This window comes from Gracilimonas sp. B-17, assembly GCF_056857935.1.
In genome coordinates this window covers 39,017-53,894 of sequence record NZ_JBSXOA010000010.1, presented here as the reverse complement: position 1 = coordinate 53,894, position 14,878 = coordinate 39,017, and the positions used below count along the sequence as shown (strand labels likewise).

General features: G+C 46.1%; 9 protein-coding genes and 1 tRNA gene. 7 read left to right on the top strand and 3 right to left on the bottom strand.

Annotated features, from left to right (window positions below; all coding sequences use genetic code 11):
* Positions 1–199: 199 nt before the first annotated feature.
* Entirely contained in the window at positions 200–2,926 is a 2,727-nt protein-coding gene (locus AC13FX_RS03490) for a non-ribosomal peptide synthetase (protein WP_482879072.1), read from the top strand.
* Positions 2,927–2,942: 16 nt separating this feature from the next.
* Here the strand turns inward: AC13FX_RS03490 and fadJ are convergent, their stop codons facing one another.
* The 3 genes from fadJ to AC13FX_RS03475 form a co-directional block, all read right to left on the bottom strand.
* Complete coding sequence (gene fadJ, locus AC13FX_RS03485) at positions 2,943–5,060, bottom strand: fatty acid oxidation complex subunit alpha FadJ (protein ID WP_482879071.1); 2,118 nt, start codon at positions 5,058–5,060, stop codon at positions 2,943–2,945.
* A 239-nt stretch (positions 5,061–5,299) separates the two neighbouring features.
* Positions 5,300–5,665 carry an endonuclease domain-containing protein gene (locus AC13FX_RS03480; protein WP_482879069.1) on the bottom strand — a complete coding sequence of 122 codons (366 nt, stop codon included), beginning with the start codon at positions 5,663–5,665 and terminating at the stop codon, positions 5,300–5,302.
* Positions 5,666–6,094: 429 nt separating this feature from the next.
* Positions 6,095–7,399 carry an acetyl-CoA C-acyltransferase gene (locus AC13FX_RS03475; RefSeq protein WP_482879068.1) on the bottom strand — a complete coding sequence of 435 codons (1,305 nt, stop codon included), beginning with the start codon at positions 7,397–7,399 and terminating at the stop codon, positions 6,095–6,097.
* A gap of 170 nt (positions 7,400–7,569) precedes the next feature.
* On the opposite strand from AC13FX_RS03475, the gene AC13FX_RS03470 reads away from it, so the two are divergent.
* The 6 genes from AC13FX_RS03470 to AC13FX_RS03445 all read left to right on the top strand — a co-directional run bounded on the left by AC13FX_RS03470 (position 7,570) and on the right by AC13FX_RS03445 (position 14,851).
* Positions 7,570–7,644, top strand: a tRNA-Val gene (locus AC13FX_RS03470).
* A 104-nt stretch (positions 7,645–7,748) separates the two neighbouring features.
* The gene (locus tag AC13FX_RS03465) at positions 7,749–8,894 is read left to right on the top strand and encodes a hypothetical protein (RefSeq protein ID WP_482879067.1); all 1,146 of its coding nucleotides are present in this window, start codon (positions 7,749–7,751) and stop codon (positions 8,892–8,894) included.
* Positions 8,895–8,970: 76 nt separating this feature from the next.
* Positions 8,971–9,990, top strand: a complete 1,020-nt coding sequence (locus AC13FX_RS03460) for a LacI family DNA-binding transcriptional regulator (protein WP_482879066.1) — start codon at positions 8,971–8,973, stop codon at positions 9,988–9,990.
* A gap of 179 nt (positions 9,991–10,169) precedes the next feature.
* Positions 10,170–11,351 carry a glycoside hydrolase family 53 protein gene (locus AC13FX_RS03455; RefSeq protein ID WP_482879064.1) on the top strand — a complete coding sequence of 394 codons (1,182 nt, stop codon included), beginning with the start codon at positions 10,170–10,172 and terminating at the stop codon, positions 11,349–11,351.
* A gap of 25 nt (positions 11,352–11,376) precedes the next feature.
* Positions 11,377–13,776, top strand: coding sequence for a glycoside hydrolase family 2 protein (locus AC13FX_RS03450; RefSeq protein ID WP_482879063.1), 2,400 nt, complete (start codon positions 11,377–11,379; stop codon positions 13,774–13,776).
* 7 nt (positions 13,777–13,783) lie between these two features.
* On the top strand, positions 13,784–14,851 hold the full coding sequence (locus tag AC13FX_RS03445) for a glycoside hydrolase family 53 protein (protein ID WP_482879062.1): 1,068 nt from the start codon (positions 13,784–13,786) through the stop codon (positions 14,849–14,851).
* The last annotated feature ends 27 nt before the right edge of the window (positions 14,852–14,878 follow it).

The window sequence follows — 14,878 nt, the reverse complement described above, 5'->3', positions numbered from 1 at the left end:
ATTTAACGAGATGCAGGGTAAGTTGTGTATAGAATTTTTTAAGAGAGGAGACTTCGTATAGCAATTTAAATGTTAAAATTTGAATGGGTTACAAAACAATATTTCTTCATCATAAATTTATTATTATCGTTTAGCTTAAATTTTTGGGTAGATATAGAGATAAAAAAACAGATAGTAAACCAACCTAAGGGGTAGGAAGATGGGTTTAAGAGACTTGTTTTTACAAGTTGCAAAAGGAAATTCAGAATATATAAGAGCTTTAGATAAGATCGGCGAGGTACTGTCAGAAGCAACAGCTTTAGTCCATGATAAGGAAACATGGTCGTACAAAGAGTTATTTTTACGGGCAGATAAAATGGCGGCTCACCTTCAGTCGAAAGGTGTTCGGCCAAACGATATTATTGGGGTTTATGCTGACCGATCACCGGAAATGATGGTGAGTATATTAGGGATCCTTAAAGCCGGGGCGGCATTTCTTCCGCTTGACCCCCAATACCCGGAAGATCGAATTCGCTTTATGGTTGAAGATACCGGAACGGATCTCATCCTGACTCAGGAAAAATACAGGGAATCACTCAGGGATCTCGAAACTGATCTATTTTGCACCGAAAGCGAATGGGAAAAGATCGACACCTCCCATGCAGATTATGAGTTACCTGATGTTGGAGCGGAGGATCTGGCTTATATCATTTACACCTCCGGTTCAACGGGTACACCAAAAGGGGTTATGGTCTCTTTTGGGAATTTGCTGAGTTACACGCTGACGGCGGTGAATGAGTATAAACTGACCGGAGAAGCTGTTACTCTTCAGTTTGGAACCATGAATTTTGATGTATTTACGGAAGAAGTATTTCCCACATACCTGGTCGGTGGCACTTTGGTCCTGCGAGATGAATCCTCAGCTTTGGGAGGTGATTCATTTTGGTCTTTTATCGAAAAGCATCAGGTGAGTTTTATTACTCTGCCCACGGCTTTTTGGCATACATTGTGCACGCAGTTGGATGAGCGTCATGTTGAAATGGCAAGATCCGTTAAGCTTTTGGTACTTGGTGGCGAAGCCATGTCTGAACATATGCTGGAGATCTGGCAAAAACATTTTGGATCCAGGGTAAGGGTGATGAATACGTACGGGCCCAGTGAAACCACGGTGGTGGTGACCGGGTTTGATTGTCAGGACTATGATGTCATGAAAGGCAAAGTTCCGATAGGCAAACCATTCAATAATGTGAGATGTTATATACTGGATGAAGCCCTGAAAGAGTGTCAACCGGGAAAGCGAGGTGAATTATACATCTCCGGCCCACAGGTGGCAAAGGGATATCTGAACCGTCCTGATTTGACAAATGAGCGTTTTCTCAATAACCCCTTTGATTCAGGTCGTTTCAGCGTCATGTATAAAACGGGGGACGTTTGTTCCTATCTTCCCGATTGCAATATTGTATTTGAAGGCCGGGATGATTCTCAGGTTAAATTGAGGGGTCTTAGAATTGAACTTGGCGAGATTGAAACAGCTCTGACACGGCTGGAGTCTGTAAAGGAGGCAGTCGTGCTGGTGAGAGAGGATGAGCCCGGCGACAAGAAGATCGTGGCGTATTTGGTCTCAGCCAATAGTGATCCGGAGCCCCAGGATTTAAGGGACAAGCTGAAAATGGTTCTGGCAGGATATATGATCCCGTCTGCTTTTGTGCCTATGAAGAACATTCCATTGACGGTAAATGGAAAAGTGGATAAAAAGGCACTCCCTGCTCCTGAAAGAAGCCACTTTTCAAGTGGACAGGAGGTCATGCTACCGGATAATGAACTTGAGAGAAAATTACTTGATATCTGGGAAAGTGTTTTGAATATCTCACCCATAAGCACGGATGATAATTTCTTTGATATAGGCGGTCATTCACTGATAGCGGTTGAGCTATTTGACAAGATCAGAAATATGGTGGGCATTCAATTGCCTTTAGCAGCGCTCTTTGAGGCACCAAACATTAGGGAAATGGCTGGGTATATTCAGGCAGCCAGGAAAGCGAATGATGTGAGAGCACCTGTAGCGGTCAGGATAAATGAGGCTAAGTCAGGTCGCCCATTTTTTTGTATTCATGGTCATTTTGGAAACATATTGTTTTTGAAAGAACTGGCAAACAAACTTGGTGATGAAAGACCATTTTACGGGATTCAATCAGTTGGAAGAAACGGAGCCGATGAACCTCTGCTAAGTATAGATCATATGGCCGACCGGTATATTCTTGAGATGAAAAAAATTCAGCCAACCGGTCCCTATTCTTTTGGTGGGTATTGTTACGGCACTTTGGTTGCGAGGGTCATGGCAAATAAACTGGATGAAATGGGTGAAAGTTATTTTCCCATAATTATGATCGACCCACAGCCTGATGTATATGAGAGATTATTGAATAAAAAAGTAGTGTCGGCTTTCAGGAGAGTGGCCAACCAGCAAAGGGTTGAGGTGCATAAAGACAGGGTGGAAGAGAATAACAGTTTGATCGAAAAAAGCAGTTACCTCATAAACAGAGCAAGTAAAAAGGTATTCAATAAATTCAATGAAGCTATTCTTGATGTATTGATAGGCGTCAGAAATCAGGTGCCCATTCCTATTCCAGGCTATTTGAAAGATGTTGAGGTGTGCAACCTGGTAGCGCATAAAAAATCTACAAGAAATCTGGATCCTGACTTTGGGTCTGACGTTGAGGTCATTCTTTCAAGACAGTTGCTATCAAAATATTCCAGAGATCCGCAAAAAGATTGGTCCGGTTTTACTCAGGGCAGTATGAATATTCACCTGATAGATGATGATGGAGTCATTATGAGTGATCTGATGTTCAAATCACCTTATGTCAATCAGTTGGCTGAAGTCATCCGGTCGATATGGCAACAGGAAGAAGAGCTTACTGTTGAAGCTTTGGAAGAAGCAAAATGAGCAGCCACCTGTACAACTAGTCACTGTAAAAACTTTCACCACTCTTCACCATATCCTCAAGCAGCGGAGCCGGCTTAAACCTGGGGCCGTATTTCTCTGAAAATGCGTTTAGGGTATCAACTATATTTTGAACTCCGGTTTGATCGATATATCTGAAAGGACCGCCTAAAAATGGAGGAAATCCGAGACCCAAAATGGCCCCAAGGTCTCCATCGGTTGGAGATTTTAAAATATCCTCCTGCAGGCACCACGCGGCTTCGTTGATCATAGTCAGTGCAATACGTTGCTGAGCCGTGGCTTTATCCGGTTCAGTTCTGTCTGAGCCCCCAAAGTATTTATAGACCTCCGTGTTGACCTCCTTCTTTTTACCCTCTGAGTATTTATACATACCCTTCTTGCTTTTACGGCCCATCAAATCAGCATCCAGGAGATCCTGAGCTTTATTATTTGTATCTACTCCCCGTTCGGCAAACATGGGCGACATGGTTTCTGCTACATGAGCTCCCACATCAATGCCCACTTCATCCAAAAGAGCCATAGGCCCGACCGGGAAGCCCCAGTCTTTCATGATCTTATCAAGAAACTCGATAGAGGCTCCCTCATCCAATAGCTTGAGGGCCTCATTCATATACGGAGCCAGGATTCGGGTTGTATAAAAACCCGGACCATCCTTAACCACGATCACGTTCTTGCCCTGATTTACACCCACCTGTATGGCGGTTTGAGTGACCCATTCTGCCGTTTGATCGGTGGTAATTATCTCTAAAAGAGGCATCTTCTGAACCGGTGAGAAGTAGTGCATGCCAATGACATTTTCCGGTCGTGAGGCTCCTTCTGCAATATCAGTTATAGGCAGCGAAGAGGTATTCGAGGCGAAGATACAGTTGTCGCCGGTTGCTGACTCCACCTGTTGCACAATATTACGTTTCAGCTCCAGGTCTTCAAATACAGCTTCTATTACCAGGTCCACACTTTCGAATCCGTCATAGGAATCCACACCGGTGACCTTACTTGCGATCTGATCCCGTTCAAATTCAGAGATGATCTTCTTCTGTGCTTTTTCATTCAGGTCTTTCCAGATCGATTTTTCGCCTTCTGCTGCTTTATCGATGGTCTGATCTTTCAGAAGTACCTGATAATCCCCCTTATTGATACTGACATCAGCAATGCCTGAACCCATTAATCCGGCCCCCAGTACAGCAAGTTTTCTAACCGGTTTTACCAGGTCCGGTTTAGGTACTTTTTTGGAGGCGTTCATTCCAAAGAATAGGTTCACCAGGTTTCTGGACTCCTGAGTAGCTCCCAGTTCACCAAACAACACGGTCTCATTCTCCAGGCCTTTCTTCAATCCGTGCTTATAACCATACTCAACGGCATCTATGATCTTAGGCGGAGCCGGGTAATTTCCCTTGGTTTGTCCGGCTGTCTTTTTCCGAGCCAGTGAAAAGATGATCTTGCGTCCGAGAGGGTTTCCTTCAAGCAGTTTCTCTACAAAAGACCGTTTATCCTTTCTGCTGAACTTACCATCGGCGATCTTATGTACGCCCTTGATAGCTGCCTTCTCGATCGCATCTTTGTGGGTAACTTCATCCACGAGACCCATTTTCCTGGCCTGACGGGTATAGATGTTCTTCCCCTGAAGCATATAGGTCAAAGCCTTTTGAATACCTATGAGCCGCGGCAATCTTTGTGTGCCACCGGTTCCCGGAAGCAATCCGAGTTTGACTTCCGGCAAAGCAAAGACCGTGTTAGAGCTCTTTGAACACACCCGGTAATGGCACGCCAGTGAAAGTTCAAGCCCCCCTCCCATACAACTGCCATGCACCGCTACGGCAATGGGTTTTTTGAACTCCGCAATACGATTGAGGATCTGATGCCCATCCTTACTGAGCTGCTCAATTTCCTTTGCTGTATCCCGAGCCTGAAACATGTCGATATCCGCACCGGCAATGAAGTTGTCCTTCTTCCCGGAAATAAGGACCGCACCCTTAAGATCTTTGTCAGATTCAAGCTTATCTAAAAACGAAGAAAACTCATCCATCATGGATTCATTCAGCTTATTCACCTTCTCACCCGGAAGATCAAGGGTGATGATGGCGACGGAGTCTTTCTGAGAGATATTGAGGTAGCTCATGGTGCGTGTTTTTAGAGGTATGATGTTTAAATTGGTTTTATAGGCAGGTCTGGTTTGGTTGCCCCAAATGCGACCTCACCCAACCCTCTCCTTCTCAAGGAGAGGGCTTTTCGAAGTTGTTTGAAGTTTAAAAATTGATTCATGCTTCTGAGTTATAATTATGCGTCCTCCTCCTTGATAAGGAGGAGACAGAGGAGGTCGTGAATGGGGCTTTGTTGTCCAATCCTACATACATATGATCAATCCAAATTCTCATTTACAACAGCTTCTAGTTTTGCTAATACAATTTCAATGTTATTAAGAACTTCTTCATTTGTGAACCGAACGACTCTAATGCCATTCTCAGTGAGAAAGGTGTCTTTGTTCAGATCTCTTTCTTGTAGCTCTTTTTTGAGGTGGATCTTTCCATCCACTTCGATGGCTATTTGAAATTTTGGCACATAGAAATCGAGTATATAAGGTCCAAGCCCATATTGTCGCTTAACCCTTACTCCGCATAACTTTTTTTTGCGAATTCGTTGCCATAACAATTCCTCTGCTACAGTCATGTTCTGACGAAGATCCCGTCTTAATTGCCTGGTCTGTTTTGGGTTTTTAAGCGACATGGTTGTTAATTAGAGTTTTGCAGGCAGGTGTGGTTTGGTGGCCCCGATCCCGACCTCACCCAACCCTCTCCTTCGCAAGGAGAGGGCTTTTCGAAGTTGTTTGAAGTTTAAAAATTGATTCATAGTAATATGATATAATTAGGCGTCCTCCTCCTTGTTAAGGAGGACACAGAGGAGGTCGTGAAGGTTGTCTCGACTTCAAAATTCAGATCATGCATTAGTTTTCTGTTTAACATTGGAAATGAGGTTAATTCTGACTTCCAAGCCCCGATCCCGACCTCACCCAACCCTCTCCTTCTCAAGGAGAGGGCTTTTCGAAGTTGTTTTAAGATCAAAAATTGATTCATGCTTCTGAGTTATAATTAGGCGTCCTCCTCCTTGATAAGGAGGAGACAGAGGAGGTCGTGAATGGGGCTATATTGCCAAATCTTACCCCTCATACCTCTCCAATACAATAGCGTGCCCTTGCCCGCCTGCGGCGCAAGCGGAAACAAGTGCAAATTTGCCGTCTTCGCGGATGAGGCGATTGGCGGCGGTGGTGACAAGCCGAACGCCGGTGGCTCCAAATGGGTGCCCTAAAGAAAGCGAGCCACCCAGCGTGTTCAGCTTATCCATATTGATCTTACCGACTTTTGCATCGCGGTTTAAATTTTCTTTGGCGAAGGAGTCGGAGTCCAGGGCGGCCAGTACGGACAGCACTTGTCCGGCAAAGGCCTCGTGGAGTTCGATCACATCCATATCCTCAAGGTTCAGGTCCATGGCGTCCAGTACTTTTGGGATGGCATAAGCCGGTCCAAGCAGGAGCTCTTCACCCGGATCCTGGGATACAAAATTGTATTCACGTAAATAGGCTTTGGGCTTGAGTCCCAGCTCCAGCGCCGTCTGTTCTTCCATGATAAAGCTGGCCGAGGCTCCATCCGTTAAAAAGGAGGAGTTACCGGCCGTTACCGTACCATGCGGCTTGATGAAGGCGGGGCGAAGCTTTCCAAGTTTTTCCATGGAGGTATCTTCACGAAAGCCGTTGTCGTGTTTGACCACATCAAACTTAGGAGGCAGTTTGGCGGGAATGAGTTCTTCATCCAGTAAGCCTTCTTCTGTGGCTTTGGCTGCCAGGTAATGGGAACGCATGGCATATTCGTCCTGATCGTTACGTGAGATACCGAACCGTGCCGACATTCGGTCTGCACTTTCGCCCATCACTTCCCCGGTAGAAAATTCTGCAATAGCGGGAAGTTCGGGGAGAAAATCCTTGAACCCTAATCCCTTGAAGAACTTCAGAAAATCCGTGGGCTTTTTGTACTTCCTTGCTTCCAGCACATTTTGGCGAAATTTTTTCTTGAACCGAACGGGGATATCTGACATGGTCTCGGTTCCGCCTGCCAGAATGATCCTGGCCTGACCGGTTCTGATCAGGTCTACCCCACTGGCAATGGCCTGATTGGAAGAGATGCATGCCATGGTGGTCGTAAAAGCAGGGACCGAGTCCGGGATCCCGGCGCCGAGGGCACTTTCCCTGGCTACATTACTGGTCTTGACTTCCTGTATCACAGTTCCCATGATCACCCGGTCAATATCTTTGGGGTCGACCGGGTTTCGCGCAATGAGCCCGTTGATAGCCATACGTCCGAGGTCATAGGCCATCATATCATTATAATTTGTGCCGGATCTTTGAAACGGAATGCGGCATCCGTCTACGATGACAGCATTGAAAGGGTAGCTTTTTGTAGGACTCATAAAATTTAAATTTGGCAGAACGCTTGAAATTATGTGCTTATCTGACGGTCGGAATTCCCGCAAATGTATCTACATAAGTTAACAGTGTTAACCAATAAATCAAGATGTTGTATTATTTTTCTTTGTCTGTGTTTGAAATGTTCTTATATTTGTCGCCCTTCAAGCAAGTCGGGCGATTAGCTCAGTTGGTTCAGAGCACCTCGTTTACACCGAGGGGGTCGGGGGTTCGAGTCCCTCATCGCCCACATATTAAAGCTTCTCATTTTTGAGAAGCTTTTTTTGTATATAGCCCATTCACTTCCAATTATTTCGAAACAAGTTCTCGGTCAAATTAGTTAGCTTACCGTATATGACACATCGACCCCTTGTTTTCGTTTTGGTGATCTTACCCTTTTTTCTTTCAGCCTGCAGTAACACTCAGGAAGCTGATCCGACCCTTTTCGAGGATGCCAGGGAAATGAGTCTCAGTAATATAAAAGAAGCCGAGCTCATTCAGGACAGGTCATTCAGTATCGGTTCCTATGGTACAATTAATGATATTGGGGCTGTGACGGCTGATGAGGATGGGAATGTGTATGTGGTCAATGATTACAATAAAAGGATAGAAGTATTTGATCGCACCGGGAATAATATTGAAAGCCTTGGCGGGTTGGGGAGTGACCCGGGTGATTACAGAGATCCCGCATATCTAAAGGTTCAGGGGGATCACCTTTATGCGTTTGATAACTCACTGAACAGGGCATATAAGTACAGACTTCCTGAAATGGAGTTAAGTACAATGACTGACTTGGAAGGTGCCTTGGCTAAGCTAAAGGCAGATTCACTCAATTCAGCTAAACCGGTCAGGCTGGAGGTGACCGCTGAGGGTAACTATCTGGTGGGATTTCAGCTCGTGAAGAGTACGGAAGACCGGCGTTTGATGTACTATGAGGTAAATGAAGATGGGGCGGTCGTGTCCGATCAACTGCTTAATGTTCCAAACCGAAAGCTGCATGTAGACCGAGCCGTTGATCCGCCTTTGATCATGATGATGCCCTATGAACCCGAACAACTGATACTAACAGACTCACAAGGCAGGATCTATAACATAGATACCGGACACTTTCTGGTCACTCTGATGGATAGCAGGGGTCAGGAAGTCGAAACAAGATATTATCCTGTGGAAAGGCAGCCTTTGATCCGATCGGAGGTGGTTGATATGTACACAGACACCTTCAGGCGGCGAGCCATCAGAAGAGCATCTATGCCGGACTACTGGCCGGCCTTGTCTCATGCACTGGTGGATGATCAGGACCGGTTATGGGTTGCCTCCATTGGCCCGGACTCCGATATCTATCAATGGTATATTTTGTCGCCAAACGGGGAGCCGCTGGCTAGCTTTGATCTTTCCAGGGAGAAGCAGATCGAGGCGGTTGTTGGTGATACAGTTTACATCAAATCCTTTGAAGCCGGCCAATATTCTGATCAGGTAAAGAGATATACCCTGAATTTTTAGTTAATTTACACCGGTCTGAACTGCAGACTAGGTATCAAGCATCTAAATCTGACAAGAATATTTTTGGAGTAACAGGTTGAGTTCAAACGTCACCCTTAAACAAATTGCAGAAGCCCTCGGGATATCGGCTATGACCGTCTCCCGGGTCATCAACAACAAAAAGAATGTGGATGAAAAGACCCGTAAGAAGGTCCTGGAGAAAGCAAGAAGCATGGGGTATACACCCAATTATCTGGCTAAAAGCCTGGTATCCAACAAATCCTTTACCATTGGGGTCGTGGTTCCGGAGATCTCACATTCCTTTTTCCCGGAAGTGATCAGAGGGATAGAAGAGGTCGCTTATCAGGAAAACTATCAGCTTATCCTTACCCATTCAGCTGAGGATACCGAGCGGGAAAAAGCCGCCATCGAAACCCTGCGATCAAAGCGGGTAGATGGCATTATGATCTCCTGTTCTCAGTTCACCGACGATCTCAGTTATTTTGAAGCATTGCGTTCAAGCGGCATACCCGTTGTGTTCTTTGATCGCTGCATGGATGAAGCAGGTTTCAGCTGTGTAGGAGTAGATGACAAAGCCGCTGCAAAGAAGATCACTCAACACCTTATCGATCACGGTTACAAAAAGATCGCCCATTTGAAAGGGGCACAGGGTTTATCCATTGGCAGAAAAAGACTGGAAGGATTCATGGAAGCCATGAGGGAGAATCGACTTGAGGTTGCTGACGAATGGATCGTGGAATCCGGACTTCAGGAAAAAGGCGGGTACGAGGCCATGAAGAAGCTGTTGGATCTCCCGGAAACCAAACGGCCGAGAGCAGTATTCGCCGTGAACGATCCCGCAGCATTTGGAGCCATTGAGGCGATCAGGGAAGGTGGGTTAACCATTCCGGATGACATAGCCATTGTCGGGTTTTCTGATGACATTCGGGCTGAACTGCTTCCGGTTCCTTTGACCACTGTTCATCAGCCGGCTTACGAGGTTGGAAAAAAAGCAGCAGAAACCTTATTGGGTATCATAAATGGTGAAAATGAGTCCGTAGAGAATATTGAAGTTCTCACTCAGATGAAGATCCGTTCATCCTGTGGAACTCATTGAAGCCTGATCTACGTACTTATGGTTGGTGTTTCAAATGAATATCATTCTTCCAACCGATAATTCTTTGACTCTTCATAGTCTGATAGTATATTAACCATGTTAACGTTAACATTCGAATCTCAGGTACGGCTATAATACCGGAAATTACGAGATGAATCAGGGATCCTGCTGACATGAACATGAATAAAACGCTACTCTTTCTTATAGGGATCGGGCTTATTACAGCCTGCTCTTCCTCCCCCAACATAATAGATAATGAGGATGAAGGAGGGGATGATGAACCGGTGACCCCTACTTCTTTTATAATGGGAGCGGATCTTTCTTACGTGAACCAAATCCTGGATCACGGCGGAGTGTATAAGGAGAATGGGGTTGAAGCAGATCCCTACGAGAAATTTGCCAATAAAGGGACCGATGTGGTCCGATTCAGGTTGTTTCATGACCCGCAGTGGATAAAAGAGGCTTACGATGATCCGGACAAACCCCTCTACCACGATCTGGACGACGTGGCGCTAGGTATTCAGCGGGCCAAAGAACAAGGCATGCAGGTATTACTAGATTTCCATTACTCAGACATCTGGGCTGATCCGGCCCATCAGGAAGTGCCGGAAGCCTGGGCAGGCAAATCTTTTGAGTCTGTCGTGGACTCCATCTATGCCTACACCTACCAGACTTTAAAGTCGTTGAATGATCAGGATCTGTTACCAGAGATGGTTCAGATCGGAAATGAAACAAATACGGGTATGGTGCATCCCTTCGGGGCGGTGTATGAGAATGCCAGTTGGCAGGAACTGGGACAATTGATCAACAGTGGTATCAATGCGTTCAGGGATATTGAAAGTGAAAGCGGTGAGGAGATCATTGTGATGCTTCACATTGCGCAGCCGGAAAATGTGGGCTATTGGTTCGATCAGGTCACCACTGCCGGGGCGGTTGAGGATTTTGAGGTCGTAGGTTTCTCGTACTACACTCCCTATTCTGATGTGCCCCTGGAGGAGATCTCAGATCATGTGGCAACCTTCAAAAATGATTATAACCGGGAAGTGATGATCCTGGAAACGGCTTACCCATGGACACTGGAGGGAGCCGATGATTATGGCAATATATTTTACACGGAAAGCCTGGTTGATGGATATCCTGCCACGCAGGAAGGTCAGCGTGATTTCATGATCGAGTTGGTAAAGGAAGTGAAAGAAGGCGGTGGCAGCGGTGTATTTTACTGGGAGCCGGCCTGGATCACCTCCGATCTAAAAGATCTATGGGGAACCGGTTCCTCCTGGGAAAACAATGCCCTGTTTAATTTTGAGGGGAATGTTCATTCAGGATTCGATTACATGAGTTATGACTATGGAAATGATTAATTACAGAAAACTAGTGACTAAAACGATGAAGGAATCAATCAGAAACATGTTACCTGGTGTTGGATTGCTGATGCTGGCCGTGTACTTCACCGGATGTACCACACCCGATATTAAAACCGTGCAAACTCATTACGATTTCAATACGGAATGGGAATTCGTAAAGGACATGGACACTACGATCACTGCATCACTTTTTGAGCGTTCCGGAAGTGAACTGGATTGGGAAAAGATCCGATTGCCTCATACTGCCAACATCGAACCGCTGGTAATTGAGGATCAGCAGTGGCAGGGTGATATGTTCTATCGCAAATTCTTTACTGTAGATCCTGAGATGGAAGGCAAGCATATCACGCTGAAATTTGAGGGAGCCATGCATGAGGCTGACGTCTACCTGAATGGTGAGAAAGCAGGTTACAATGCGGGCGGTTACCTTCCTTTTGTGGTCGATATTTCTGAAACCGTGAAATTTGGGGAAGAGAATGTCCTCTTAGTGAAATTAAATAATGAGGATAATTCTTCCATACCTCCGGGAAAAGCGATCGAAGTACTTGATTTCAACTATTACGGAGGCATCTATCGGGATGTTTTTCTGGTGGCCGAAGACAAGCTTCGGATCCCTGATCCGGTTGAGGCAAACCGTGTAGCAGCCGGTGGATTGCTGGTGTCTTATGAAAATGTAACGGATGAGCAGGCCACTGTTTCGGTTCAAACCGATGTGGAGAATTTAAGGGCAGCATCAGCGGAGGCACGTTTAACATATATATTAAGTGATGCTGAGGGTAAGATCGTAAAGAGGGCTGAGGCAGAACTAACCATTCCGTCCGGTGCCAATATCCTGCAAACCGAGAAGCTTTTGGTTGAAGATCCAAACCTGTGGTCCCCGAAATCACCGTACCTATACAACCTGACGGTTCAACTTTTTGACGGGGAGAAACTGGTTGACAGTGAACAGCAGCGTATCGGGATCCGGACCTTTGGTTTTGATGAGGACAATCAATTTACGCTAAATGGTGAACGCCTGTATTTACGCGGAACCAACCGGCATCAGGACTATCCATATATCGGATACGCCCTATCTAATGAAGCACAGTATCGTGATGCCTATAAGATCAAGGAAGCCGGTTTTAATTTTATTCGGATTGCTCACTATCCACCGGATCCATCCTTTTTGGAAGCGGCTGATGAATTAGGATTATTGTTTATGAATGCGATCCCAGGCTGGCAATATTTTGAAGACGGATCGTTTGCCGAACGTGCGCTTGATGATGTTCGTAAAATGGTTCGGAGAGACAGAAATCACCCAAGTATCATATTCTGGGAGGCCTCCCTAAACGAATCGGATATGCCTGAGGAGTATATGGAGCAGGCTCATGCCATCGTAAAAGAGGAATTGCCGATAGCTGACAACTATACGAGCGGCTGGATGGATCATGCATATGATATCTTCATTCCGGCGCGACAGCATTCTCGTCCCCCTGCGTATTGGAGCGATTATGACAAGGATAAGCCGCTGTTCATCGCCGAGTATGGCGACTGGGAATATTATGCCCAAAATGCCGGGTTCAACCAGGATGCCTTTGAAGACCTTCAAGAAGAAGAGCGAACGTCACGTCAGCTCAGAGGCGACGGACAGCGCAGGTTGGCCCAACAGGCTCTCAATTTCCAGGAGGCCCATAATTCCAATCTGAAAGGCCCTTCATTCGGGGATGCCAACTGGGTGATGTTCGATTATAACCGGGGCTATGCACCCGATATCGAATCATCCGGTATTCGCGATATCTTCCGGATCCCGAAATTCACCAACTATTTTTATGCCAGTCAGGCTGCCCCCGAACTGGCAGAATATGATTCTGATTTCTATGGTCCGATGGCCTACATCGCCAACTATTGGTCTGATCCTGAATTTACGGATATGAAGGTGTACAGTAATGCTGAGGAGGTTGCCCTGTTTTTGAATGGCGAAGAGATCGCACGCCAACAGCCGGATACCGATCGCGTTTCCACTGAACTGAATTATCCTCCCTTCACCTTTAAAGACCTGGAGTTTGAAGCCGGTACACTCAAAGCTGTAGCTTATATCAATGGTGAGCCTGTGGCAGAGCATGAACGCATGACCCCTGAAGAACCCACAGGTCTTTCATTACGTGCAGACCTGAGTGGGAAAGAGATCCAAAACGGAAAGAATGATGTGGTCTTTGTTTACGCTTCAATAGTAGACGAAAACGGCACCACTGATTGGGATGCAGATCACGAAGTGACCTTCCGGCTGGATGGTGAGGGAGAGCTGATCGGACATAACCCCATTAATGCCGAAGCAGGCATTGCAACTATTTTGTATCGAGCCGGTGAAAACTCAGGAACGGTGACCATCAAAGCTTCATCAAATGGCCTTGAAACCGGTAATATCACATTAACTGTAAACTGATAGTACTATGAAACTTCGATCAATTTTTAGCTTTTTCATCGCCATTCTGATCGCCCAAACGGCAGTGGCTCAACCTGCGGATTCCACCTCCTTCCACCTGAATTATGCGGTGGGAGCAGATCTGTCGTTTCTGAAGATGGCTGAGGATAGCGGAACAGAATTCAAGGATAATGGCATCGTAAAACCGGGACTGGATATCTTTCGGGATCATGGATACGACTGGATCCGTTTGAGATTATTTCATTCTCCCGATCGCCTGCCCAATGACCTGGAGTACACTATTGAGCTTGCTCAGGAAGCCAAGAAGCGCGGCATGAAATTCCTGCTCGACTATCATTATTCTGATACCTGGGCCGACCCTCAAAAGCAGTGGATGCCGGAAGTCTGGGAAGGTTTGGAGTATGATGCCCTGCGCGACTCCGTTTATGATTACACCAAACGAACCATTGAGGCTTTTCGGGAGGCCGGAGTGATGCCGGAAATGGTTCAGATAGGGAATGAGATCCGGAACGGGATGATATGGCCCGCCGGCCGGCTCCCGGAAAACTGGGATACCTTTGCCGGCTTGCTTCAGGCGGGGATCGATGGTGTGGATGCAGGTCGCGGACAGGAAATGCGCCCGCTCATAATGGTCCATTACGACAACGGGGCAGACGCCAGAGGGAACCGTGAGTTTTATGATAACATCGAGAAGTATGGCATTGAGTTCGATATCATTGGCCTTTCCTACTACCCCTGGTGGCATGGCAATTTACTGGAGCTGAGAGAGAACCTGTTATCGCTGATGAAGCATTATGACGAGGATATTATTTTAGTGGAAACGGCTTATAACTGGCGACCTTCTGAATATACTGAAGAAGATGACCTGGCACCGTGGCCTGAAACACCGGAAGGACAAAAAGATTTTCTGGAAACGGTCCATGAAACGCTTATCAACATAAACAGTTCACGAATAAAGGGTATCTTTTGGTGGGAACCGGCTGTTACCGGAGGATTACGCTCACGTGGCTATTTTGATGACGATGGTAATGCTCTGCCGGTCATGAATGTGTTTGATAAATATAAAAGACAATGACCGATATCTGAGAAATTTGATATCCAC

What these genes read in the sequence shown, in the direction of transcription:
- AC13FX_RS03490 (WP_482879072.1), top strand. Translation starts at nt 200, where the DNA reads ATGGGTTTAAGAGACTTGTTTTTACAAGTTGCAAAAGGAAATTCAGAA.
- fadJ (WP_482879071.1), bottom strand. Translation starts at nt 5,060, where the DNA reads ATGAGCTACCTCAATATCTCTCAGAAAGACTCCGTCGCCATCATCACC.
- AC13FX_RS03480 (WP_482879069.1), bottom strand. Translation starts at nt 5,665, where the DNA reads ATGTCGCTTAAAAACCCAAAACAGACCAGGCAATTAAGACGGGATCTT.
- AC13FX_RS03475 (WP_482879068.1), bottom strand. Translation starts at nt 7,399, where the DNA reads ATGAGTCCTACAAAAAGCTACCCTTTCAATGCTGTCATCGTAGACGGA.
- AC13FX_RS03465 (WP_482879067.1), top strand. Translation starts at nt 7,749, where the DNA reads ATGACACATCGACCCCTTGTTTTCGTTTTGGTGATCTTACCCTTTTTT.
- AC13FX_RS03455 (WP_482879064.1), top strand. Translation starts at nt 10,170, where the DNA reads ATGAATAAAACGCTACTCTTTCTTATAGGGATCGGGCTTATTACAGCC.
- AC13FX_RS03450 (WP_482879063.1), top strand. Translation starts at nt 11,377, where the DNA reads ATGAAGGAATCAATCAGAAACATGTTACCTGGTGTTGGATTGCTGATG.
- AC13FX_RS03445 (WP_482879062.1), top strand. Translation starts at nt 13,784, where the DNA reads ATGAAACTTCGATCAATTTTTAGCTTTTTCATCGCCATTCTGATCGCC.